The organism is Pseudomonas mangrovi, from assembly GCF_003052585.1.
GTDB classification, from domain to species: domain Bacteria; phylum Pseudomonadota; class Gammaproteobacteria; order Pseudomonadales; family Pseudomonadaceae; genus Aquipseudomonas; species Aquipseudomonas mangrovi.
Map to the genome: position 1 here is coordinate 82,321 of NZ_QASN01000013.1, position 23,931 is coordinate 106,251.

Here is a 23,931-nt window from a genome sequence, read left to right on the forward strand (position 1 = left end):
AGAATGCCACAGGAGCACCAGGAACACGCCGCCCGCATCGCCGAATTTCGCGACAAGGTTCTCTACAAGCTGACCTACTCGGTGGGCAAGGACCCCGAGCATGCTTTCACTCATGACTGGTTCGAGGCGGTCGCCCTGGCGACCCGCGACTATCTGGTCGACGACTGGATGGGCAACACCCGACGGATGTACGCCAGCGGCACCAAGCGGGTCTATTACCTCTCCCTGGAATTCCTCATCGGCCGGTTGCTGCTGGACAACCTGAGCAACCTCGGTCTGCTCGAGGTCGCCCGCGAAGCCCTGGCCGGCCTCGATGTGGACATCGACCAGATTCGCCAGCTGGAGCCGGATGCGGCCCTTGGCAACGGTGGCCTGGGCCGACTGGCCGCCTGCTTCATGGAAAGCATGGCCACCCTCGGCGTCGCCGCCCACGGCTATGGCATTCGCTACGAGCACGGCCTGTTTCGCCAGGCCATCGTCGACGGCTGGCAGCAGGAGCAGACCGAAAGCTGGCTGGATTTCGGCAACCCCTGGGAGTTCGAACGCCCCGAGGTCAGCTACCTGATCGGGTTCGGCGGCAGCGTCTCGGCGATCCCCGGCGAGGGCGAGCCGCGCCACTTCTGGCACTGGGCCGAAGGCGTGCGTGCCGTGGCCTACGACACGCCGATCGCCGGCTGGCGCGGCAACAGCGTCAATACCCTGCGCCTGTGGCGCGCACGCGCCGAAGGCGAACTGCATCTGGAGCGCTTCAATGCCGGCGACCACGTCGGTGCGGTGGAGGAGGAAGCCCGCGCGGAAGCCATCTCCCGTGTCCTCTACCCGGCCGACAGCACCGAGGCCGGCCAGGAGCTGCGTCTGCGCCAGGAGTACTTCTTCGTCTCCGCCTCGCTGCAGGACCTGATGCGCCGTCATCTCAAGCAGCATGGCGACCTCGACCTGCTGCCGCAGAAGGCGGCGATCCAGCTCAACGACACGCATCCGGCGATTGCCGTGGCCGAGCTGATGCGCATCCTCGTCGATGTGCATGCCGTGCCCTGGAGTCGCGCCTGGCAGCTCACCGTCGGCACCCTGGCGTATACCAACCACACGCTGCTGCCCGAGGCACTGGAAACCTGGTCCGCCGGGCTGATGGAGCGCATGCTGCCGCGGCACATGCAGATCATCTATCTGATCAACGCCGAGCACATCGACTCGCTACGTGCCCGCGACATCCACGATTTCGAACTGCTGCGCGCGGTATCACTGATCGAAGAGGATCAGGGCCGCCGCGTGCGCATGGGCAACCTGGCCTTCCTCGGCTCGCACAGCGTCAACGGCGTATCGGCGCTGCATACCGAGCTGATGCGCAAGACGGTGTTCTCGCACCTGCACGCGCTCTACCCGCAACGCATCAACAGCAAGACCAACGGCATCACCTTCCGCCGCTGGCTGTTCCAGGCCAACCCGCGACTGACCGCGCTGCTGGTCGAGCAACTGGGCGAGGAGCTGCTCGACCGCCCGGACGAGTTGCTGGTCAATCTGCGTGCCGATGCGGACAAGAGCGCTCTACGCAAACGATTCGCCGAACAACGACAGCTGGCGAAGCTGTCGCTGTGCAGTCTGGTGCAGGATCGCATCGGTCTGCAGCTCGACCCGAGCGCGCTGTTCGACGTCCAGGTCAAACGCATCCACGAGTACAAGCGCCAACTACTCAATCTGCTACACACGGTCGCCCTGTACCAGGCGATGCGCGACGAGCCGACCACGGCCTGGGTACCGCGGGTGAAGATCCTTGCCGGCAAGGCCGCTGCCAGTTACCAGCAGGCCAAGCTGGTCATCAAGCTGGCCAACGACATCGCCCGCACCATCAACCACGATCCGACCCTGCGCGGCCAGCTCAAGGTGGTGTTCCTGCCCAACTACAACGTCAGCCTGGCGGAGCAGATCATTCCGGCGGCCGACCTCTCCGAGCAGATTTCCACCGCCGGCATGGAGGCGTCGGGTACCAGCAACATGAAGTTCGCCCTGAATGGCGCGCTGACCATCGGCACCCTCGATGGCGCCAACGTCGAGATGCTCGAGCGCATCGGCGACGAGCACATGTTCATCTTCGGCCTCAACGCCCGCCAGGTGGAGATGCGGCGCCAGGAGGGGCCGGTGGCCGGCGAAGTGGCGATCAGCGCATCGCCACGCCTGCACGAGGTGCTTCAGGCGATTCGCAGCGGCGTGTTCTCGCCGGACGATCCAGCCCGCTATACCGGCCTGGTCGACAGCCTGATCTGGAACGACCACTTCATGGTCTGCGCCGACTTCGACGCCTACTGGCAGGCCCAGGCCGAGGTCGAGGAGCGCTGGCGTGACCCGCGCCAGTGGTGGCGCTCGGCACTGATGAATTGCGCCGGCACGGGCTGGTTTTCCTCCGACCGCACCATTCGTGAGTACGCGCGGGAAATCTGGGGGGTACTGGAGTGAGCGCACGCCGATAGTGGAACCGGATACCGGAAAGGCAGCGCAGTCGCGGCTATCCTTGCGCATCCCGCCCAGAGATTCACAAGGATATGCCCATGAAACGCCTGCTCGCCCTCCTGCTGGTCCTTGCCGCGCCACTGAGCTTCGCCGACCAGAACCTGACCAAGGACAGCGTCACCGCCCTCCTCCAGCAAGTCACCCAGGCCGCCAATGCCAAGGATCTGGATACCTTGTCTCGCTACCTGAGCGAGGACTTCAAGGTCGAGATCGAGGTGCCTCAGGCACCGGAGGAAAATGTCAGCATGGACCTCACCGAATATCGCGAAGCGGTGGCCGCCACCTGGGCCCTTGCCGAGCAGTACAGCATCGAGGTGAAGATCGACGAAGTCAGCATCCTGGACGGTGGCCAGCGGGCCGTGGCCCGCAGCCGGGTCAGCGAGACGCTGTTGGTCGAGGGGGAGAACCTGAATACCGAAAGCCGCGAGGAGCTGCAGGTCCAACTGCGCGATGGCGCCCCGCGCATCACCCACGTCAAGGCCATCGTCGACCTCTGAGCGAACGGCCCACAGGCTCCGCGCCCCACCTGGCGGAGCCTCTTCCTCAGGCCTGGCGCTCCAGCCAGGTCAGATAGAGCCTTAGATCGAACTCGCGCTGGTGGTAGTCCTCCAGCATGTGCCGGCACAACTGGTAGAACGCCTTGTTGTGCTCGGCTTCCTTCAGGTGCGCCAGCTCGTGCACCACGATCATCTCGAGAAATTCCGGCGCCGCATGGCGGAACAGCGCTGCCACGCGAATCTCCTTCTTCGCCTTCAGCTTGCCACCCTGCACCCGTGACACGGCGCTGTGCAGCCCGAGCGCGCGATGGGTCAGGTCCAGCCGGTTGTCGTAGAGCACCTTGTCGATCGCCGGGGCGTTACGCAGATGACGCTGGCGCAGCTCGTTGACGAAGGCATACAGCGCCTTGTCCGACTGGATCGCGTGACGCTGCGGATAACGGCTGGCCAGGTAGTCAGCGAGACCATCGCGCGCGATCAGCCGGCGTACCGACTCCAGCACCTCCGGCGCATAACCCTGCAGATAGCGAAGCGGCTCCAAGGCGGTCTCCGGGAAGCGAAAAGGCTGGCGAGTATAACGACCCCGAATCGCCAATGGCGGCCCTCGCCGCAGCACTCGCCAGTCCCGTTGGTCGCCAGGCGCAGACCGCGAATAGACACAACGAAAATTTGACGCGCGTCACAATATTAGGCGTGGCGCGGTTTTCAGGAGAGGGGGACGCCGGCGCGAAAAATACCAATGTTTTTTTGACGCCCATATCCTGACGGACGGATTAACTAGCCGCGCATTGCTTGCCCTATAAAGCGCTTGCCGGCCATTCGGGCTCGGCGGCTGACAGCGCCGAGGCGCTCCAGCCAAACCTGTTCGCGTGACACTGGCCGGAATGCCGAGTAGCAGTACTGTCTCATGGCCGAGACGTGGCCCCGACTGAAGCAGTTTCTCACCCTGGAGAATCAGTCAATGATCGATCTCAACACCTGGAACCTCAGCATTCCGGTCGGCCAGCCGGCAATGACCATCAGCTCACCCGCTCTGGCTGCCGGCTATCAGGACCGTTACTTCCAGAACATCCGAGGCAAGTTGTTCTTTTTCACCCCGATCGCCGGCAGCACCACCACCGCCAACTCCCACTACCCACGAACCGAACTGCGTGAAACTCAGGCCGATGGCCGTGTGCGCAACTGGACTTATCCGAGCGGCGACCATTATCTGCGCACCGGCGTAACCGTTACCCAGGTGCCATCAAGCGGGCGCATCGTCATCGGCCAGATTCATGCCTACCAGCAGCTCACGCCGATGATGAAACTGGAATATCGCATGAGCCCAACCACCGGCATCGGTAGTGTCGTAGCGATTGTCCGCCTCACCCCGGCCGGCAAGAACCTGGTCTACACCATCGGCAACGAGATCCAGCTCAACCAAAGATTCACCTATGTGGTATCGCTGTCGAACAAGGGCCTCATGAGCATCTGGGTCAACAAGAGCAAATGGAGCACTCCGGTGGGTGAGGAATGGTCCACCTATCCGCTGTACTTCAAGGCCGGTGTCTACGCCCAGGACAACCATGACAGCGGCGGCGAAGCGGGCGCCGCAGTGTTCGACAATCTGCGCGTCGAACACCTGCCGCTGCAGTAACCCAGGCCTGCCTCAGCCTGCCTGCCGGACAAAGCGCGGCGCAGGCTGAGGCAGAGCTGCATGGAAACTCCCTCCATCCGAAACATGCCGGGCAGGAGACTGCTCGATTCCCGCCCGGCGCGCTTCGCACTCGCACACCAGGGACACACCGTTCAGCGCAACGACAAAGGCATGTGGCAGCCCCGGATGCGGATTGAGCAGCAGTTGCGCCTGGTTGTATGTCAGCGCGCAGGGCAGCAGCGGCTCGGGCACAGCCACCAGCAGACCATCAAGCACGAACATCGGCCGACGCCAGCCGATCAGCGCCAGCGGACCCTCCAGGTGCAGCACGCCGCTGTCGGCGTCGAACGCCAGGCCGCTGCTGGCAGTCAGCGCCTGGCGCTCGGCCGGGTGCAGCGGCCGTGCGATCGCCCCCAGTGTCTTGCGCCGCTCTCGGCTGAGCGCCTCCAGCCGCCACGTGCCCTTGCCCAGGCCATAGCGGAGTAGCCCGAGAAACAGCAGCAGAGCGAGCAGCAGATAGCTGGTCATCGGCCATCCTCGACGATCAGCCGCGGGTAATCGCCGAGCCAGCCGCGATGCAGGGCAACCGGCACTTCCTTGTCCATCCAGTAGCCGGTCCCGGTGGCGGACAGCAGGTGTTCGTGTCCGTCGATGCGAATGCGGATTTCACAGACGCGCCTGGGTTCACCATGTCCGCGCAGGGGCCTGAGCGTATGGCAGTTGTCCGGCTCGGAGGCCGCCATCAGCCGCTGCGGCTCGAGCATCCGCGCCAGCCCGTAATCGAGCAGAAACAACAGCAGCGCCGCACTCAGGCTCGCCAGCAGAAGCCGCCAGAGACTCAGCAACTGGCGCGGCGCGAGCCACCAGAGACCGACGATGAGCAGGGGAAACAGCAGCAAACCTGTGTAGTGACCAACGACCGGAAACTGCAGGCAGACCTGGCTGAGCGACAACAGGCCCATGGGCACCAGCAGCAGCTGGAACAGCGTCGGCAGCATGCCGAACAGGCGCGGATGGCTGTCCAGCCAGAGCCGCAGGCTCAGGTCGGCGTCACAGCCCGTCACCCGGCGCAGGAACACCAGTCGCCGATAGCGCGAGCGCTGGCGCCACCACCACTGCGAAATGCCGTCAACCGACACAACCGCTCCCTGTCTCGTCGCCCAAAGAAACAGGCCCCGCAGTGCGGGGCCCGAGTACTGCAGAGCGAGCCTTCAGTTGACCTTGGCGGCCAGCTCGCCCTTGGCGTAGCGCAGGTACATGCCTTCCAGCGAGATCGGCTTGATCTTCGAGGCATTGCCGGCGGTGCCGAAGGCTTCGTAACGGGCGATGCAGATGTCACGCATGGCCTCGACGGTCTTGGCGAAGTACTTGCGCGGGTCGAACTCGGCCGGATTCTTTGCCAGGAAACTGCGGATGGCACCGGTGGAAGCCAGGCGCAGGTCGGTGTCGATGTTGACCTTGCGCACGCCGTACTTGATGCCTTCGACGATCTCCTCGACCGGCACGCCGTAGGTCTCTTTGATGTCGCCGCCGAACTCGTTGATGATCGCCAGCCAGTCCTGCGGCACCGAGCTGGAACCGTGCATCACCAGGTGGGTGTTGGGGATGCGCTTGTGGATTTCCTTGATCCGCTCGATGGCGAGGATGTCGCCGGTCGGCGGCTTGGTGAACTTGTAGGCGCCGTGGCTGGTGCCGATGGCGATGGCCAGGGCATCGACCTGGGTCTTCTTGACGAAGTCGGCGGCTTCTTCCGGATCGGTCAGCATCTGGCTGTGATCCAGCACGCCCTCGGCGCCGACGCCATCTTCTTCACCGGCCATGCCGGTCTCCAGGCTGCCCAGGCAGCCCAGTTCGCCTTCCACCGACACGCCGCAGGCATGCGCGAAGGCCACGGTCTGCTGGGTGACACGGACGTTGTAGTCGTAGTCGGCCGGGGTCTTGCCGTCTTCCTTCAGCGAGCCGTCCATCATCACCGAGGAGAAGCCCAGCTGGATCGAGCGCTGACAGACATCCGGGCTGGTGCCGTGGTCCTGGTGCATGCACACCGGGATATGCGGGAATTCCTCGATGGCGGCCAGGATCAGGTGGCGCAGGAAGGGCGCACCGGCGTACTTGCGGGCGCCGGCCGAGGCCTGGACGATCACCGGGGAGTCGGTCTTGTCGGCCGCCTCCATGATCGCGCGCATCTGCTCGAGGTTGTTGACGTTGAATGCCGGCACGCCGTAGCCGAATTCGGCAGCGTGGTCGAGCATCTGGCGCATGCTGATCAGAGCCATGAGGTTTTCTTCTCCCTGGAAAATGTCGTGATGATGCGAGCCTGCCGCAAGGACAGGCCCGGTTCAAGCAAGGACGCGGACCAAATCCCCGCGCCGAAATCTGTCACTACCGCGTCAGAGACAATCCTGCTCGCGGCTCTCGCTGAGCGTCGGGTCGCCGGTACTTCTGGCCTCTACCCGTACATCGTTCTGGCTGCTGGGCAACACCACCGGCGCCGGGCTGAACACCTCACAGGGGCTGGGGCCGAAACCGGCACAACCGCCAAGCACCGCGGCACCAAGCGCAACAGCAACGATCTGGGTCTTCATGGCGTAATCCTCGAGCGGATGAACCCTAGAGACCCGTACCGCTTCCATTGGTTGCGCTTAGCCGGCGCGCTGCTCGAGCACCTCTACCGCCGGCAGCACCTTGCCCTCGACGAACTCGAGGAAGGCGCCACCGCCGGTGGAGATGTAACCGATCTGATCGGCAATGCCGTACTTGTCGATGGCCGCCAGGGTGTCGCCGCCCCCGGCGATCGAGAAGGCCGGGCTGTGGGCGATGGCCTGGGCCAGTGCCTTGGTGCCGTTGCCGAACTGGTCGAACTCGAAGACGCCGACCGGGCCGTTCCAGAGGATGGTCTGCGACGCCTTGAGCATCTCGCCGAACATCTGCGCGGTCTGCGGGCCGATGTCGAGGATCATGTCGTCGTCGGCCACGTCGGCGATCAGCTTGACGGTCGCCTCGGCGCTTTCGGCGAACTCCTTGGCCACCACCACGTCGACCGGCAGCGGCACGCTGACCTTGGCCGCGATGGCCTTGGCGGTGTCGAGCAGATCAGCCTCATGCAGCGACTTGCCGACCTTGTAGCCGGCCGCGGCGAGGAAGGTGTTGGCGATGCCGCCGCCGACGATCAGCTGATCGCAGATGTCCGCCAGCGAGGTCAGCACGTCGAGCTTGGTCGAGACCTTGGAGCCGGCGACAATGGCCACCATCGGCCGCGTCGGGTTGCCCAGGGCCTTGCCCAGGGCTTCCAGTTCGGCAGCCAGCAGCGGGCCGGCACAGGCAACCTTGGCGAACTTGGCCACGCCGTGGGTCGAGCCCTCGGCGCGGTGGGCGGTGCCGAAGGCGTCCATGACGAACACGTCGCAGAGCGCGGCATATTTCTGCGCCAGTTCATCGCTGTTCTTCTTCTCGCCCTTGTTGAAGCGCACGTTCTCGAACAGCACCACGGCGCCCGGCTGGATGGTGATGCCGTCCAGGTAGTCGGTCACCAGCGGGACTTCACGGCCCAGCGCCTTGCTCAGGTAGTCGGCGACCGGCTTGAGGCTGTTCTCCTCGGACGGCTCGCCCTCGGTCGGGCGACCCAGGTGCGAACAGACCATCACCGCCGCGCCCTTCTCCAGCGCAAGCCGGATGGTCGGCAGGGAAGCCAGGATGCGCGCGTCGCTCTTGACCACGCCATCCTTCACCGGAACGTTGAGGTCCTCACGGATCAGCACGCGTTTGCCGGCGAGATCGAGGTCGGTCATTTTCAAGACGGTCATGGCTAATTCAGTCCTTTCGGGTATTGGGCTCGGCGACGCGGAGAAAATGCTCCGCCACGTCGAGCATACGGTTGGCAAAACCCCATTCGTTGTCGAACCAGGCCAGCAGATTGACCAGCCGGGGGCCGGAAACGCGGGTCTGACTGCCATCGACAATCGCCGAATGGGGGTCATGATTGAAATCGCAGCTGGCGTGCGGCAGTTCGGTGTAAGCCAGCAGACCCTTCAGCGGGCCGCTTTCGGCAGCCTCGCGCAGCACCCGGTTGATCTCCTGGGCATTGGTATCACGCGATGTCTGCAGGGTGATGTCGAGACAGGAAACATTCAGCGTCGGCACCCGCACCGCCTTGGCCTGGATCCGCCCGGTCAGCTCCGGCAACAGCCGCTCGATACCGCGAGCCAGGCCGGTGGAGACCGGTATCACCGAGTTGAACGCCGAGCGCGTACGCCGCAGATCTTCATGATGGTAGGCGTCTAGCACGGGCTGGTCGTTCATCGCCGAGTGGATGGTGGTGATCGAAACGTATTCAAGACCCACCGATTCGTGCAAAAGTTTCAACAGCGGCACGCCGCAGTTGGTCGTACATGACGCATTCGAGACGAGCTTCTCGGAACCGCTCAAACTCGACTGGTTGACGCCGTAGACGATGGTCGCGTCGATATCCGCTTCGCTGGCCATCGGCTGGGAGAACAGCACCCGCGGCGCGCCCGCATCAATGAAGCGCTGGGCGTCGCTGCGCGAGTGGTAGGCGCCCGAGCACTCCAGCACCAGATCGATGCCGAGCGCGCGCCAGTCGACGCCCTCCGGGGTCGCCTGGCGCAGCACCTGCACGCAATCGCCATCGATATGCAGACAGCCGTCGCTGACACTTACCTCACCGGGAAAACGCCCGTGGGTCGAGTCGAAGCGGGTCAGGTACTCGACACTGGCCATGTCCGCCAGATCGTTCAGCGCCACCACCGACAGGCCCGCCGAGCCGCCACGCTCGTAAAGCGCACGCAGCACGCAGCGGCCGATGCGGCCGTAGCCGTTGAGCGCTATGCGATAGGGAGGGGCGATGGCCATGGGTTCTTCGTCTGTCTGCAGGTGAAAAACCGCTGCGCGGCTTTTCCACCCTGGGAGGTGTGGGTTACCTAGGGTGGATGACCGAAGTCATCCACCGAATGGTCTCGATCAATCCTCCAGCAGCTCTTCGGCGGTGGCGAGGATGTTGTCGACGGTGAAGCCGAACTCCTCGAACAGCTGGCCGGCCGGGGCCGACTCGCCGAAGCTGGTCATGCCGATGACCCGCCCGTCTAGGCCGACGTACTTGTACCAGAAGTCCGCATGGGCGGCCTCGATGGCGATCCGCGCACCGACCTCGGCCGGCAGCACGTGCTGCTTCCAGGCGGCGTCCTGGGCATCGAAGACGCTGGTACAGGGCATCGACACCACGCGGATGCGACGACCCTGCTCGACCAGGCGCTCGGCAGCCTGCATCGCCAGGCTCACTTCCGAACCGGTGGCGATCAGGATCAGCTCCGGTTCGCCCTGGCAGTTGCGCAGGATGTAGCCACCACGGGAGATACCGGCTTCGGTTTCGCTGTCACGCAGGTGATAGGGCAGGTTCTGCCGCGAGAAGATCAGCGCGCTGGGGCCGTCGCGGCGCTCCACGGCGTACTTCCAGGCCACCGCCGACTCCATGGTGTCGGCCGGGCGCCAGGTGTCCAGGTTCGGCGTCATGCGCAGGCTGGCCAGCTGCTCGACCGGCTGGTGGGTCGGACCGTCCTCGCCCAGGCCGATGGAGTCGTGGGTGAACACGTAGAGCACGCGCTGTTTCATCAGTGCGCTCATGCGCACCGCGTTGCGCGCGTACTCCATGAAGATCAGGAAGGTCGCACCGTAGGGGATCAGGCCGCCATGCAGCGCCACGCCGTTCATGATCGCGCTCATGCCGAACTCGCGCACGCCGTAGTACATGTAGTTGCCCGAGGCATCCTCGGCGACCACCGGCTTGCAGCCCTTCCACAGGGTCAGGTTGGAGCCGGCGAGGTCAGCCGAACCGCCGAGCAGCTCCGGCAGCAGCGGACCGAAGGCATTCAGGCAGTTCTGGCTGGCCTTGCGGCTGGCGATGGTCTCGCCCTTCTCGGCCACTTCACGGATGAAGGCCGAGGCCTTCTCGGAAAAGTCCGCAGGCAGCTCGCCAGCCATGCGCCGGGTGAACTCGGCAGCCAGTTCGGGGAACTCGGCCTGGTAGGCGGCGAAGCGCTGATTCCACTCGCTCTCGGCGCTGGCCCCGCTGTCGCGGGCGCCCCACTCGGCGTAGATGTCGGCCGGAATCTCGAACGGACCATGGTTCCAGCCCAGCGCCTCGCGGGTCAGGGCGATCTCGGCGTCGCCCAGTGCGGCGCCGTGGCACTCTTCCTTGCCTTGCTTGTTCGGCGAGCCGAAACCGATGATGGTCTTGCAACAGATCAACGTCGGCTGCTCGCTCTTGCGCGCGGTCTCAATCGCCATCTTGATCTCGTCGGCGTCGTGACCGTCGACATTGCGGATCACCTGCCAGCCATAGGCCTCGAAGCGGCGCGGGGTGTCGTCGGTGAACCAGCCGTGCACCTCGCCGTCGATGGAGATGCCGTTGTCGTCATAGAAGGCCACCAGCTTGCCCAGGCCGAGGGTGCCGGCCAGCGAGCAAACCTCATGGCTGATGCCTTCCATCATGCAGCCGTCGCCGAGGAAGACGTAGGTGAAGTGGTCGACGATGTCGTGGCCGGGACGGTTGAACTGCGCCGCCATGATCTTTTCCGCCAGGGCGAAACCGACGGCGTTGGCAACACCCTGGCCGAGCGGGCCGGTGGTGGTCTCCACGCCTGGGGTGTAGCCATACTCGGGGTGGCCCGGGGTCTTGCTGTGCAGCTGGCGGAAGTTCTTCAGGTCGTCGATCGACAGGTCATAGCCGGTCAGGTGCAGCAGCGAGTAGATCAGCATCGAGCCGTGGCCGTTGGACAGCACGAAGCGGTCGCGATCGGCCCACAGCGGGTTGCCCGGGTTGTGCTTCATGAAGTCGCGCCAGAGCACCTCGGCGATGTCCGCCATGCCCATGGGGGCACCCGGATGGCCGCTGTTGGCTTTCTGCACAGCGTCCATGCTGAGGGCGCGGATGGCATTGGCTCGCTCACGACGGCTGGGCATCGCTGAATCTCCTGGGTGGCTGCTTCTTTAAAAGAAGGGGGGACCGAAAAAAGGCGGCCATTTTCGCCCAGCAGGCCCCCCGCGGCAATCGAAGATGCACGCCGGTACGCAGACAGATCGGCCAGCGGCGAAGAACGCGGCGCATTCGCACCCACCAGCCACAGCGATCCGCCGCCACAGATCAATATCAAAACTTTTTGATACAGCCGTTGCCGGGTCTTTTTCCAGCGACTAGACTGCCGCCCCATGAATCTGCCGGCCACTGCCCTGCTGCCCGACCCCTGCGACCTGCTCGCCGCCCTGTGCAAGGCCGGCGGCGATCCGCTGCGGCTGAAGGTATTGCGCGCCCTGGCCAACGACTCCTTCGGCGTGCTCGAGCTGGCGCAGATCTTCGCCACCGGCCAGTCGGGCATGAGTCACCACCTCAAGGTGCTGGCCCAGGCCGGCCTGGTCGCCACCCGCCGCGAGGGTAACGCGATCTTCTATCGCCGCAGCCTGCCGCAGGGCGCGCTGCATGCGGCATTGCTCGAGGAAGTCGAAGCGCTGGCGCTGGAGCCGGCCGAGCAGGCCCGCGTCGCCGCCGTGCATGCCCGCCGCGCCGAAGCCAGTCGCGAATTCTTCGCGCGCATGGCGGCCAGCTTCCAGGCCCAGCAGGACCTGATCGCCAGCCTCGGCCAGTACCGCGACAGCCTGCTGGCGCTGCTCGACGCGCGAAGCTTCGCCAGCGATGCCACTGCGATCGAGGTCGGCCCCGGCGACGGCGCCTTCCTGCCCGAGCTGGCGCGGCGCTTCGCCCAGGTCACCGCGCTGGACAACAGTCCGGCGATGCTCGAACTGGCACGCCAGCGCTGCACCCGCGAAGCCCTGGGCAACGTCGAGCTGAAACTCGCCGACGCCCTGAATGAAACACCGATTGAAGCCGACTGCGTGGTACTGAACATGGTCTTGCACCATTTCGCCGCGCCGGCCGACGCCATCAAGCAGCTGGCGCGCCTGGTAAAACCGGGTGGCAGCCTGCTGATCACCGAGTTGTGCAGCCACAACCAGAGTTGGGCCAGGGAGGCCTGCGGCGATCTCTGGTTGGGGTTCGAACAGGACGACCTGGCCCGTTGGGCCGATGCCGCGGGGCTTGCGCCCGGCGAGAGCCTCTACATTGGCTTGAAAAACGGCTTTCAGATTCAGCTTCGGCACTTCGCCAGGCCGGATTCCAGAAGCATCCACCGGTAATAAAGGAACCGATAGATGAGCGAATATTCCCTGTTTACGTCCGAGTCCGTCTCCGAAGGCCACCCGGACAAGATCGCCGACCAGATCTCCGATGCCGTCCTCGACGCCATCATCGCCCAGGACAAACACGCCCGCGTGGCCTGCGAAACGCTGGTCAAGACCGGCGTCGCCATCGTTGCCGGTGAAGTCACCACCAGCGCCTGGGTCGACCTCGAGCAGATCGTCCGCGACGTCATCTGCGACATCGGCTACACCAATTCCGACGTCGGCTTCGACGGCGCCACCTGCGGCGTGCTCAACATCATCGGCAAGCAGTCCCCGGACATCAACCAGGGCGTCGACCGCGCCAAGCCGGAAGACCAGGGCGCCGGTGACCAGGGCCTGATGTTCGGCTATGCCAGCAACGAGACCGACGTGCTGATGCCGGCGCCGATCTGCTTCTCGCACCGCCTGGTCGAGCGCCAGGCCGAGGCGCGCAAGTCCGGCCTGCTGCCGTGGCTGCGTCCGGACGCCAAGAGCCAGGTCACCTGCCGCTACGAAGGCGGCAAGGTGGTCGGCATCGACGCCGTGGTCCTGTCGACCCAGCACGATCCGGACATCAGCCAAACCGACCTGAAAGAGGCGGTGATGGAGCTGATCGTCAAGCACACCCTGCCGGCCGAGCTGCTGCACAAGGACACCCAGTTCCACATCAACCCGACCGGCAAGTTCGTCATCGGCGGCCCGGTGGGCGACTGCGGCCTGACCGGACGCAAGATCATCGTCGACTCCTACGGCGGCATGGCCCGCCACGGCGGCGGCGCCTTCTCCGGCAAGGACCCGTCCAAGGTCGACCGCTCGGCTGCCTACGCCGGCCGCTACGTGGCCAAGAACATCGTTGCCGCAGGCCTGGCCGAGCGCTGCGAGATCCAGGTCTCCTACGCCATCGGCGTGGCCCAGCCGACCTCGATCTCGGTGAACACCTTCGGCACCAATAAGGTCGCCGAGGACACCATCATCAAGCTGGTACGCGAAGTCTTCGACCTGCGTCCGTACGCCATCACCAAGATGCTCGACCTGCTCCACCCGATGTACCAGGAGACCGCTGCCTACGGCCACTTCGGCCGCACCCCGCAGCAGAAGACTGTCGGCGACGACAGCTTCACCACCTTCACCTGGGAAAAGACCGACAAGGCCGACGCCCTGCGCGCTGCTGCCGGCCTCTAAGCCCGCGCCAGCCGCAACAAGGAAAGCCCCGCCAGCGTAGCGCTAGGCGGGGCTTTTTTGTGGGCTGGGTTTGAGGGGGAGCTGCCGGAAGCTGCCGGATGGCCTGCGGCGAATCCAGTTCCGGGAAAGTGAGTCCGACTTCCAGCTACAGCGCGACGAGGCGCATCAGGAGCCTGCTCCCGCACAGCGCGTGGGAGCCATCAACAGATGGCATCACTCTTGCTGACCACAAGGTCACATCGGCAGGACATGCTCCTGCAAGGCAAAGGCGCCTGAACCTGCTGCGGCCCCTCTGGCAGCGGTTTCAGGCGCTTTTTTTATCGCGTTGGAGGCTCAGGTATATGAAGTGGCTTACCTACCCTGCGTTCTTGCTGCTGCGCGAGCTGGGCCTCGTCGGCATGCTCCGCACGTTGCTGGCGATTGCCGTGGCGAGCATGGCCATCACCCTGGCTGTTCCCGCGCTGCCGGCAGCGCCACTTTGGGCGGCATTCGCCTACCTGGCGATTGCCAGCCTGTGGCTGCTGTTGCAGGAGATCGGGCAGTTGCAGCGCAATTGCGAAGACCCGGCGCAGCACGGCGCCCAGCACGGCGGTCAGCAGCCGGCCAGCGCGGCCGAATGTCTGTTGCTGCAGCCGGTCAGCCGCAGCTTTCAGCAGTGGCTAAGCCGCGAGCAGCGCCAGCAACAGCTGCTGCAGCAGCGCCTGGACGAAATATCCCACTCATCCCATGAGCTCGAGCAGAGCGCCGCGCTGGTCACCCGCAATGCCGAAGGGCAAAGCGAGTCGGCCACTGTCGCGGCGGCGGCGGTCGAGCAACTGAATGTGAGCATCGTGCAGGTGGCGGCCCTGGCGGATGAGTCGCGGCAGACCAGCGTGGTGGCCAGCGACCAGTTGGCCGAGGGGATCGAGCAGCTCACCAATCTGGTGCGGCAGGTGTCCGAGATGGCGCAGCAGGCGATCACCACCAACGACCTGATCCTGCAACTGAACAGCAACTCGCGCACCATCAATGAAATGTCCGGCACCATCCGCGCGATTGCCTCGCAGACCAACCTGCTCGCCCTGAACGCCGCCATCGAAGCTGCGCGCGCCGGCGAGAGTGGTCGTGGCTTCGCCGTGGTCGCCGATGAAGTGCGCCGCCTGGCCTTGCACAGCCAGGAGTCGGCGGCAGAGATCAGCCGCAACATCGACTCGGTGCAACAGCACATCAGGGACGCCACGGTAAAGGTATCCGACCTGACCGAACTGGCGCACCACAGCGCCGACCGTTCCGAAGCGGTGCGCAGCCTGCTCGATCAGGTGCAACAGCGCACCCTGCAGCTGACCAATCAGGTGGATCAGGTGGCGGTCAGTACCGAACAGCAAGGCAAGGCCGTTGCGGAGATCGCCGAGCTGGCCGACCGCGTCCGCCAGGGCAACGCCGACAACCTGCAGGCCGCCGATCAGGCGCGCACCATCGCCCACCATCTGGCTCGTCTGACGGGGTAAACGGCATGAACGTATCGCACGCACTCCCGCTCCTGCTCGCCGCCGCCCTGGTCGCAGCGACCCTGCTGTTCTATGCCCTGCATCGGCGCCTGCAGCGGCAAAAACGTCAACATATCCGCTCGAACATTCACCAGCTGGCGTTGTTGCGGGCGCTGATCTCCGGCTTTCAGCGCCACCGCGGCCTGAGCAATGGCGTGCTCTGCGGCGACGCCAGCCTGAGTCAGGATCTGGCCAGCACCCGCCAGGAACTGGACCGGCACATCCGCGCCGCCGAGGCACTCGACAGCACGCACAGGGACGCCTGGAGCGGCCTGATCGATCACTGGTCGCGGATGCGTGAAATGCGCAGTGGTGACCCGGTGAACAACCTGAACCAGCATCACCTGATCATCCGCAACAGCATCTTTCTGATGCAGGACGTAGCCGCGGAAATCGACCTGAGCGAGGGCCGTGTCGAGCTGGCCTACCTGCCCTGCATCTGGCGCGAGGTGGTGCAGGCGGCAGAGTGGGCGGGACAGGCACGGGCGCTGGGCACAGGCATCGCCGCCACCGGCCAGAGCAGCGCCGAGCAGCGCGTGCGGATGCGCTTCCTCTACCAGAAGATCGAGCTGCTGGCCGGTACAGCCTTTGCCACCCTGCAGAGCCATGCCATCGAACACCCGCACGCCACCGGGCTGCGCCTGCAGCATCGCGAACAGGTGGTGGCGGATTTCCTGCTCTGCATCAGACAGGAGTTGCTCGGCGAGGAACGCCCCGTCATCGCTGCCAAGACCTATTTCCAGCAGGCCAGCCAAGCCATCGACGAACTGCTGGCCCTGGTCGACGCAGCGCTGGCGCAACTGCAGCCCGCCACGGAGAGGGGGTAACACCCGAGAACAGGAGCCATCAATTGCGTCGCATCACTGAGTTTCCTTGTGCTGCTTCTGCGACGATGCGCAGCTGTCATCACGGAAGACTACGATCATGCGCGCCTTCAACGGAAAAGCCCTGTTCGCCGCCCTGCTGCTGATCCTGCTGGCCGGTGCCCTGCTGCAGCCGCAGCTGCGCTCGGGCGCGGCCTTTCTCTGGAGCAAGCTGCGCGGCGGCTACAGCGTGGCCGAGCGTGTCGAGCAGTTCGGCCCGGCGGTGGCACAGCGGCTGGAGAAGGATGTCCTACGGGCAGGGCTGAGCTATCCGCCGCGGCAGCTCGCCTACGTGGCATTCAAGGACAGCCGCCAGCTGGAAGTGCACGCCCGCGACACCAGCGAACAGCCCTGGCGCCTGCTGCGCCGCTACCCGATCCTCGGTGCCAGCGGCACCACCGGGCCGAAACTTGCCGAAGGCGATCTGCAGGTGCCGGAAGGCATCTACCGCGCCGAATACCTCAACGCCAACAGCCGCTTCCACCTGTCCATCCGCCTCGACTACCCGAACGCCTTCGACCGCCGCATGGCGGCACGGGACGGTCGCGAGCAGCTCGGCGGCGACATCATGATTCACGGCAGCTCGGTGTCCATCGGCTGCCTGGCGATGGGCGATGAAGCCGCCGAAGACCTGTTCGTTCTTGCCGCGCTGAGCGATACCGAGCGCCTGCGCATTGTCATCAGCCCCACCGATCTGCGTCAGACGCCCGCCCCTACGACTGTTGCGCCAGCCTGGCTTGGCGAGCTGTACCAGGCGATTGGCGACGAGCTGCAGCAGTACCCCAGCGCCGCAGAGGCGCAACCCGCCCCGAGAAACCCGGCATGATCACCATCGCCCGCTACTCCCTGCCCATCGAGGCGCAGATCGCCCGCGCCAGCCTGGAAGCCGCCGGCATTCCCGCGTTCATCGCCGACGAACACACCATCAACATGAACTGGCTGTACTCCGATGCCCTCGGCGGCGTGCGCCTGCAGGTGCCGGCGGCGCATGCGGAAGAAGCGCTGGCCCTGCTGCAGGCGGACCACTCTGCGGCGCTGACCAACGAGCAACCGGTCGATGAAACCCCACGCTGCCGGCAGTGCCGCAGCGCGAACCTGCGTGAGCGCCGACCCGGCCGGCGGCTGGCCTTTCTGTTCTGGATACTGGTGAACATTCCGCTGTGGCCGGTGCGCAGGAGAATGGAGTGCGCCGACTGCGGCGCGCGCCAATGACTCCCGGGAGAAAGAACATGAAGCCCTACCTGCTCGCCGCCCTGCTGGTGGCGCCCTGTTGCCAGGCCTTCCAGGCCAGTTGCCCGGACAGCACGGAACAGGCACTCGAGGACTGGACCCGCTGGCAGGGAGAACAGCCTCCCGCCGACGAGCTGACACCTGTCGTGGCGGTCAGCCGGATCGAGCTCTACAGCGGCCATCCGGCCGCAGGCGGCACGCCCATCGCCGATGATCACGCCGAGGCCATCGGCGTCGCCCCGCTGCAATGGAGCCTCGGCACAGACAGCGCGCAGGCGCCGCTGCATATGGTCTGCAGCTACCACGCCAGTGCAATCCGCCAGGTTAGGGCGCTGCCCGCCGGCCTGCACAGCTGTGAGGCGAGCAACGAGTTCGAGGATGCGCACCTGCAGCTGGACTGCCACTGACGGCAGCAACCGGGCACGGACTGCGGGGCAGCCTTGGCGAGCGCACCGTTGGGCCTTGCGGCTCAACCTACGGGGCCAGCGCCAGATCAACTATCGGGTGCGCTCACGTAGGTTGGCGCCGAGCAAGGCGAGGCCCAACAAACTCCCGCTGAGCCGTTTCGATCCCAAGTGCTGCGTAGGCGGCGGTCGCACCGTTGGGCCTTGCGGCCCAACCTACTGTATGTCGGAAAGTCCGAGCCATTGAGCGTCGCGAGCCAGCCCGCGCCAGATCAACTAGCGGGGGACAATCCGTAGGTTGGCGCCGAGTGCAGCGAGGCCCAACGAACCTGCGCCGCCCCCGAGGCGAGGCGCAGCCAGGGACTAGCTCTTGAGCCGGTAACCGGTGCGGAAGATCAGCCAGACGACGATCAGGCAGACGACCAGAAAGCCCAGGGTCATGCCCAGGCTAATCCACGGACTGACGTCCGACACGCCATAGAAGCTCCAGCGAAACCCGCTGATCAGGTAGACCACCGGGTTGAGCAGGGTGATCTTCTGCCACAGCGGCGGCAGCATCGAGATCGAGTAGAAGCTGCCGCCGAGGAAGGCCAGTGGCGTGACGATCAGCGCCGGGACGATGTGCAGCTTCTCCCAGCCCTCGGCCCAGATGCCGATGATGAAGCCGAACAGGCTGAAGGTCACCGCGGTGAGCACCAGGAACAGCACCATCCATAGCGGATGGGCGATCTCGAAGCTGACGAACAGCCGTGCCGTGACCAGGATCACCAGCCCCAGCACGATCGACTTGGTCGCCGCCGCGCCGACATAGCCGAGCAGGATCTCGAAGAACGACACCGGCGCCGACAGCACCTCGTAGATGGTCCCCGAGTAGCGCGGCATGTAGATGCCGAACGCGGCGTTGGAGATGCTCTCGGTGAGCAGCGTCAGCATGATCAGCCCGGGCACGATGAAAGCGCCGTAGCTGACGCCCTGGACCTGAGCCATGTTCGGCCCGATGGCCGAGCCGAACACCACGAAGTACAGCGAGGTGGTAATCACCGGCGTCGCCAGGCTCTGCATCAGGGTGCGCCAGGCGCGCGCCAGCTCGAACTGGTAGATGGCGCGAATCGCATACAGGTTCATGCGTGTTCTCCGTTAGCAACGTCGTGGCTGTGCACCAGGCTGACGAATATTTCTTCGAGCGAACTCTGCCGGGTCTGCAGGTCCTTGAAATCGATGTCGTGCTCGGCCAGGCGCTTGAGCAGCTCGGCGATACCGGTGTGCTCCTGCTGGGCGTCGAAGGTGTAGACCAGCTCCTGGCCGTCCTCGGACAGCTCCAGCGGGTAGCTCGCCAGCTCGGCCGGGATCGCCGCCAGCGGATGCTGCAGCTGCAGGCTCAGCTGCTTCTTGCCCAGCTGCTGCATCAGCGTCGCCTTGTCCTGCACCAGCACCAGCTGGCCCTGACGGATCACGCCGATGCGGTCGGCCATTTCCTCGGCCTCCTCGATGTAGTGGGTGGTGAGGATGATGGTCACGCCGCGCTCGCGCAGGCCGCGGACCATCTCCCACATGTCACGGCGCAGCTCGACGTCGACGCCGGCGGTGGGTTCGTCGAGGAACAGGATCTGCGGTTCGTGGGATAGCGCCTTGGCGATCATCACCCGCCGCTTCATGCCGCCGGAGAGTTCGAAGATGCGCGCATCGCGCTTCTCCCACAGCGACAGGTCGCGCAGCAGCTGCTCGAGGAAGGCGTCGTTGCGCGGCTTGCCGAACAGCCCGCGGGAAAAGCGCACCGTCGCCCAGACGCTCTCGAAGGCATCGTTGAACAGCTCCTGCGGGACCAGGCCGATCATCCCGCGGGCCGCGCGGTAGTCGCGGACGATGTCGTGGCCGCCGACCAGCACCTGCCCGGATCCCGGGTTGACGATGCCGCAGACGATGCTGATCAGGGTGGTCTTGCCGGCGCCATTGGGTCCCAGCAGAGCGAAGATCTCGCCCTTGTGGATGTCCAGGTCGATGGGCTGCAACGCCGGGTGTCCGGAGGCGTAGGTCTTGGTCAACTGACGGATGGATATCACCGGTTGCACGTTTCGTCTCCGCAGGGGGAAAGGCGCGATTGTAATGAAAGATCGGGCGCAAACGGCAGCGAGCTGATCGGGATCATGGAGGCGACGGCGAAGCCGGCCGATGCTTCGCCGACCGATTCCGAATGCTTGCATAGGGAGGCTGCCATGAAACGTATCGTCTGGATCGCGTTGACACTGCCGCTCATTCTCACTCTGCTCTGGCTGCAGGCGGCGCCGCGCGAACTGGAGCTCGAGCGGTTCTGGCCGCTGCGCTCGGCGATGGTCCAGTACAGCGGGCTGCTTGCTATGGCGGCGATGAGCGTGGCGCTGCTGCTGGCGGCGCGACCGGGCATGATCGAGCGCTTCTGCGATGGCCTGGACAAGACCTACCGCCTGCACAAATGGCTCGGCATCGCTGCGCTGGTGCTTGGCGTGGTGCACTGGCTATGGGCACAGGGGCCGAAGTGGGCCGTCGGACTGGGCTGGCTCGAGCCTCCCGCGAGGCGCGGCGCCGGCAACGTCGGCGAGGGCCTAGCGGCGCTACTGCATGAGCAGCGCGGCATCGCCGAGAGCCTGGGCGAGTGGACCTTCTACGTCGCCGTGCTGCTGATCCTGCTGGCGCTTAGCAAGCGCTTTCCCTACCGCTGGTTCTTCAAGACCCACAGGTTTCTGGCACTGGCCTATCTGCTGCTGGTGTACCACGCGCTGATCCTGACCCGGCCGGAATACTGGCCGACACCGCTCGGGCTGACGCTGGGCGTGTTGCTCGCCGCCGGCAGCAGCGCGGCACTGCTCTCGCTGGGCCGGCGGATCGGCCGGCGACACCAGGTCATCGGCCACATCGAGTCATTGCGGCAGCATCCGGACAACCGGGTGCTTTCGGTAGGCGTGCGGCTCGATGGCGCCTGGCCGGGGCACAAGGCCGGCCAATTCGCCTTCGTCACCTTCGACGAGCAGGAAGGCCCGCACCCCTTCACCATCAGCTCTGCCTGGAACAACGAGGGGCGTCTGGAGTTCTCGATCAAGGCCCTGGGCGACTACACCCGCCAACTGCCGCAAACCCTGCGGGCCGGCGATCCGGTGACGGTCGAGGGACCCTATGGCTGCTTCGACTTCGCCAGCCGCCGCGCGGGCCAGATATGGGTCGCCGGCGGGATCGGCATCGCGCCCTTCCTCGCCCGCCTGCGCAGCCTGGCGAACCGCACCGACGCGCAGCCGATCGACCTGTTCTATTGCACCAGCGAGCCGGCTGCGGAGTTCATCGAAGATCTACGCCGCCTGGCAGCAGCGGCGCGGGTCGAACTGCATCTGGTCATCGCCCAGCAGCAGGAGCGCCTGACGCCTGGGCGCCTGCGCGAAAGCATTGCCGACTGGCAGGCGCGCGACCTCTGGTTCTGCGGCCCGAGCCGTTTCGGCCAGCAGCTGCGCCGTGACCTGCGTGCGCACGGCATGGCCGCCGAGGATTTCCATCAGGAACTGTTCGAGATGCGTTGAGCGGCAACCCGCGCGCTCATCGTCTATAGAGAGGGGCAGGCGACAGGACGCAGAGCCCATGTCGCACGCGCCTCCATCCGCAGAGCAAGGAAGCTCGCCATGAAACGCCCGATTGCGTTGCTGTTTCTGCTGTTCCCCGGCCTGGCCTGCGCCAGTTGCCCCGACTGGACTGCCGCTAAGGCTGCGCGGGAAACCCTCGCGCTGCAGCAGCGCCTCGCCGACTGGGACCAGGCCTACCACCGTGACGGCAGATCGCCGATCGCAGACGAGCTCTACGATCAGGCACGCCAGACGCTGCAGCACTGGCAGCAGTGTTTTGCCCTCGCGCCCGCGACTGGCGCGGACCCCTTGCGCGCGGCGGCCGGGCCGATAGCGCATCCCGTGGCGCAGACCGGCCTCGACAAGCTTGCCGAGGAAAAGGCCGTGGCGGCCTGGATCGCCGGGCGCGAAGACCTCTGGATCCAGCCCAAGGTCGATGGCGTGGCGGTGACCCTGGTCTATCGCCGGGGTCGTCTGCAGCAGGCGATCAGCCGCGGCGACGGACGCCGCGGCCAGGACTGGACCGCGCACGCACGACAGATTCCGACCATTCCCCAGGCGCTGTCCGAGCCGCTGGATGCGGTGTTTCAGGGCGAGCTGTACTGGCGCCGGGAGCAACATCGGCAGGTGCGTGACGGCGGCGCCGCTGCGCGGGCAACGGTGGCCGGGCTGCTCAACAGAAACGCGCTTGAGGCAGAAGAGGCCGCCGGCATCGGCCTATTCCTCTGGGACTGGCCGGATGGGCCGGCACAGATGACCGAGCGCCTGGCACAGTTGAAGGCACTCGGCTTTGCCGACAGCGCAGCGTTCACCCAGCCTATAGCCAGCGTGGCGGAAGCGGCTCACTGGCGCGACCGCTGGTACCGCGAGCCCCTGCCCTTCGCCACTGACGGGGTGGTTCTGCGCCAGGGTCGTCGGCCCGATGGGGAGCGCTGGATCGCCGCACCACCGAGCTGGGCCGCCGCCTGGAAATATCCTCCAAACCAGGCGCTTGCCAGGGTACGCAACGTGCAGTTCAACATCGGCCGCAGCGGGCGCATCACGCCGATTCTGCAGCTCGATCCAGTGCAACTGGACGGGCGCCAGTTGCGCCGGGTCAGCCTGGGTTCGCTGCAGCGCTGGCAGCAACTGGATATCCGCCCTGGCGATCAGGTCGCCGTCGACCTGGCCGGCTACAGCGTGCCGCGACTGGCCGAGGTGCTCTGGCGCAGCAGCGAGCGAGAGGTGCTGGAAGTACCAGACGCGGCCAGCTATCACGCGCTCAGCTGCCTGCGCCCGACGCCGGGCTGCGAGTCACAGTTTCACGCGCGCCTGGCCTGGCTGGGCTCCAGGGATGCATTGGCGCTCAGCGGTATCGGACCCGGTACCTGGCAGCAGTTGCTCGATGCCGGCGCCGTGCATTCGCTGCTCGACTGGATGAACCTGCAACCGGCGCAGCTGCAGGCCATGCCCGGATTCGGCGAAGCGCGCACAGCGAACCTGCTGCGGCAGACCGAGATCGCCCGCCAGCGCTCGTTCCGTCAGTGGCTGCGCGCCCTGGGTGCACCACCGGCGGCGTTGCCCGGCGCGAACAACTGGCAGCAACTGGCCGATCGCAGTGCCGGCGACTGGCAGCGCAGCCATGCTGTCGGGGTGAAACAGGCGCGCCAGCTGGAGGCGTTCTTCAGCCATCCGGAGCTTCAGCTGCTGGCGCAAACCCTGCAGGCGCAGGGCGTGGATGGTTTCAGCGAGGACCGGGCGCCCGGCAGAGCGGCTCAGTAGGCACGAAACTCCTGATGGCAGCCTTCGCAGCTGTCCTCGACCTGCTGCATCGGCACGCGCAGATCGGCCGGCTTGAGCTCCGGCTGGGCGACCACCCGCACCAGTGCGGCGGTCGATTCTTCCAGCTCACGCGCCAGTTGCCCGAAACGCTCCTGGCGCTGCCAGACGTCTTCGCGGGCGCTGCTGCGCTCATCTTCACGCACCTGCGGGAAGTGCTGCCAGGGCTGGCGGGCCAGTGCGTCCAGCTCGCGTGCGTAATCGGCGAAGGCAGCCCCGTCGTAGGGCAGGCGGCCACGCAGCATGCCGCCCATGTCCTCGCTGAGGGTCATCATCTGTTTGAACAGCGCCTTGCGCTTGCCCAGCGGCGAGTCGGGGTCGACACCACCGCAGGCAGTCAGCGAGAGAACGACAAGGGTCAGCAGGGCAAAGGGCTTGAAGGTCATCGGACTGGAACTGCTCTGAACAGGGCCGGCGATTATCCTGCAGCGAGTCCACCTTTACCACGCGCCCGGTTGTCTCA

At 65.6% G+C, this 23,931-nt stretch carries 23 protein-coding genes; 12 read left to right on the forward strand and 11 right to left on the reverse strand.

Annotation, left to right across the window (positions count from 1 at the left end; translation table 11 throughout):
* Nucleotides 1–3 precede the first annotated feature (3 nt).
* Both DBO85_RS06885 and DBO85_RS06890 read left to right on the forward strand, forming a co-directional pair.
* Entirely contained in the window at nt 4–2,451 is a 2,448-nt protein-coding gene (locus tag DBO85_RS06885) for a glycogen/starch/alpha-glucan phosphorylase (RefSeq protein ID WP_108106525.1), read from the forward strand.
* Between the two features lie 92 nt (nt 2,452–2,543).
* Entirely contained in the window at nt 2,544–3,002 is a 459-nt protein-coding gene (locus DBO85_RS06890) for a nuclear transport factor 2 family protein (RefSeq protein ID WP_158268881.1), read from the forward strand.
* 46 nt (nt 3,003–3,048) lie between these two features.
* Here DBO85_RS06890 and DBO85_RS06895 read toward each other — a convergent pair whose 3' ends face one another.
* Nucleotides 3,049–3,543, reverse strand: coding sequence for a M48 family metallopeptidase (locus DBO85_RS06895; RefSeq protein ID WP_108106527.1), 495 nt, complete (start codon nt 3,541–3,543; stop codon nt 3,049–3,051).
* A gap of 420 nt (nt 3,544–3,963) precedes the next feature.
* Here DBO85_RS06895 and DBO85_RS06900 point away from each other — a divergent pair, with 420 nt between their 5' ends.
* Nucleotides 3,964–4,638, forward strand: coding sequence for a polysaccharide lyase family 7 protein (locus DBO85_RS06900; protein WP_108106528.1), 675 nt, complete (start codon nt 3,964–3,966; stop codon nt 4,636–4,638).
* Between the two features lie 12 nt (nt 4,639–4,650).
* Here DBO85_RS06900 and DBO85_RS06905 read toward each other — a convergent pair whose 3' ends face one another.
* The 7 genes from DBO85_RS06905 to tkt all read right to left on the reverse strand — a co-directional run bounded on the left by DBO85_RS06905 (nt 4,651) and on the right by tkt (nt 11,613).
* A complete protein-coding gene (locus DBO85_RS06905; RefSeq protein ID WP_108106529.1) occupies nt 4,651–5,166 on the reverse strand; it encodes a hypothetical protein in 516 nt (171 codons plus the stop codon).
* Nucleotides 5,163–5,777, reverse strand: coding sequence for a hypothetical protein (locus DBO85_RS06910; protein ID WP_108106530.1), 615 nt, complete (start codon nt 5,775–5,777; stop codon nt 5,163–5,165). Before DBO85_RS06910 ends, DBO85_RS06905 begins: the two co-directional genes overlap by 4 nt.
* 72 nt (nt 5,778–5,849) lie before the next feature.
* Nucleotides 5,850–6,914, reverse strand: a complete 1,065-nt coding sequence (gene fba / locus DBO85_RS06915) for a class II fructose-bisphosphate aldolase (protein ID WP_108106531.1) — start codon at nt 6,912–6,914, stop codon at nt 5,850–5,852.
* Between the two features lie 114 nt (nt 6,915–7,028).
* Entirely contained in the window at nt 7,029–7,223 is a 195-nt protein-coding gene (locus DBO85_RS06920; RefSeq protein WP_108106532.1) for a hypothetical protein, read from the reverse strand.
* Between the two features lie 57 nt (nt 7,224–7,280).
* Nucleotides 7,281–8,441, reverse strand: coding sequence for a phosphoglycerate kinase (locus tag DBO85_RS06925; RefSeq protein WP_108106533.1), 1,161 nt, complete (start codon nt 8,439–8,441; stop codon nt 7,281–7,283).
* Between the two features lie 7 nt (nt 8,442–8,448).
* Nucleotides 8,449–9,507, reverse strand: a complete 1,059-nt coding sequence (epd, locus tag DBO85_RS06930; protein ID WP_108106534.1) for an erythrose-4-phosphate dehydrogenase — start codon at nt 9,505–9,507, stop codon at nt 8,449–8,451.
* 108 nt (nt 9,508–9,615) lie between these two features.
* Nucleotides 9,616–11,613 (reverse strand): transketolase, encoded by a 1,998-nt coding sequence (gene tkt, locus DBO85_RS06935; RefSeq protein WP_108106535.1) that lies wholly within the window; start codon nt 11,611–11,613, stop codon nt 9,616–9,618.
* Between the two features lie 246 nt (nt 11,614–11,859).
* On the opposite strand from tkt, the gene DBO85_RS06940 reads away from it, so the two are divergent.
* From DBO85_RS06940 to DBO85_RS06970, 7 genes are all read left to right on the forward strand, one after another.
* Nucleotides 11,860–12,840, forward strand: coding sequence for an ArsR/SmtB family transcription factor (locus tag DBO85_RS06940; RefSeq protein ID WP_108106536.1), 981 nt, complete (start codon nt 11,860–11,862; stop codon nt 12,838–12,840).
* A 15-nt stretch (nt 12,841–12,855) separates the two neighbouring features.
* Nucleotides 12,856–14,046, forward strand: a complete 1,191-nt coding sequence (gene metK, locus DBO85_RS06945) for a methionine adenosyltransferase (RefSeq protein ID WP_108106537.1) — start codon at nt 12,856–12,858, stop codon at nt 14,044–14,046.
* Between the two features lie 434 nt (nt 14,047–14,480).
* Nucleotides 14,481–15,533, forward strand: a complete 1,053-nt coding sequence (locus tag DBO85_RS06950; RefSeq protein WP_407681451.1) for a methyl-accepting chemotaxis protein — start codon at nt 14,481–14,483, stop codon at nt 15,531–15,533.
* 5 nt (nt 15,534–15,538) lie between these two features.
* Nucleotides 15,539–16,399 carry a nitrate- and nitrite sensing domain-containing protein gene (locus DBO85_RS06955; RefSeq protein ID WP_108106539.1) on the forward strand — a complete coding sequence of 287 codons (861 nt, stop codon included), beginning with the start codon at nt 15,539–15,541 and terminating at the stop codon, nt 16,397–16,399.
* Nucleotides 16,400–16,496: 97 nt separating this feature from the next.
* A complete protein-coding gene (locus tag DBO85_RS06960; RefSeq protein WP_108106540.1) occupies nt 16,497–17,261 on the forward strand; it encodes a L,D-transpeptidase family protein in 765 nt (254 codons plus the stop codon).
* On the forward strand, nt 17,258–17,647 hold the full coding sequence (locus DBO85_RS06965; RefSeq protein WP_108106541.1) for a putative signal transducing protein: 390 nt from the start codon (nt 17,258–17,260) through the stop codon (nt 17,645–17,647). Before DBO85_RS06960 ends, DBO85_RS06965 begins: the two co-directional genes overlap by 4 nt.
* Nucleotides 17,648–17,664: 17 nt before the next feature.
* On the forward strand, nt 17,665–18,072 hold the full coding sequence (locus DBO85_RS06970) for an STY0301 family protein (RefSeq protein ID WP_108106542.1): 408 nt from the start codon (nt 17,665–17,667) through the stop codon (nt 18,070–18,072).
* A 360-nt stretch (nt 18,073–18,432) separates the two neighbouring features.
* On the opposite strand, the gene DBO85_RS06975 is transcribed toward DBO85_RS06970, so the two are convergent.
* Both DBO85_RS06975 and DBO85_RS06980 read right to left on the reverse strand, forming a co-directional pair.
* A complete protein-coding gene (locus DBO85_RS06975; protein ID WP_108106543.1) occupies nt 18,433–19,194 on the reverse strand; it encodes an ABC transporter permease in 762 nt (253 codons plus the stop codon).
* Nucleotides 19,191–20,138, reverse strand: a complete 948-nt coding sequence (locus DBO85_RS06980) for an ABC transporter ATP-binding protein (protein ID WP_108106544.1) — start codon at nt 20,136–20,138, stop codon at nt 19,191–19,193. The genes DBO85_RS06975 and DBO85_RS06980 overlap by 4 nt, the downstream gene beginning before the upstream one ends.
* Before the next feature lie 144 nt (nt 20,139–20,282).
* Here DBO85_RS06980 and DBO85_RS06985 point away from each other — a divergent pair, with 144 nt between their 5' ends.
* Both DBO85_RS06985 and ligB read left to right on the forward strand, forming a co-directional pair.
* Nucleotides 20,283–21,611, forward strand: coding sequence for a ferredoxin reductase family protein (locus DBO85_RS06985; protein WP_108106545.1), 1,329 nt, complete (start codon nt 20,283–20,285; stop codon nt 21,609–21,611).
* Nucleotides 21,612–21,710: 99 nt separating this feature from the next.
* Nucleotides 21,711–23,411, forward strand: coding sequence for an NAD-dependent DNA ligase LigB (gene ligB / locus DBO85_RS06990; protein ID WP_108106546.1), 1,701 nt, complete (start codon nt 21,711–21,713; stop codon nt 23,409–23,411).
* Here the strand turns inward: ligB and DBO85_RS06995 are convergent.
* A complete protein-coding gene (locus DBO85_RS06995) occupies nt 23,405–23,854 on the reverse strand; it encodes a c-type cytochrome (protein ID WP_108106547.1) in 450 nt (149 codons plus the stop codon). The two genes, ligB and DBO85_RS06995, sit on opposite strands and share 7 nt — an antisense overlap.
* Nucleotides 23,855–23,931: the final 77 nt, after the last annotated feature.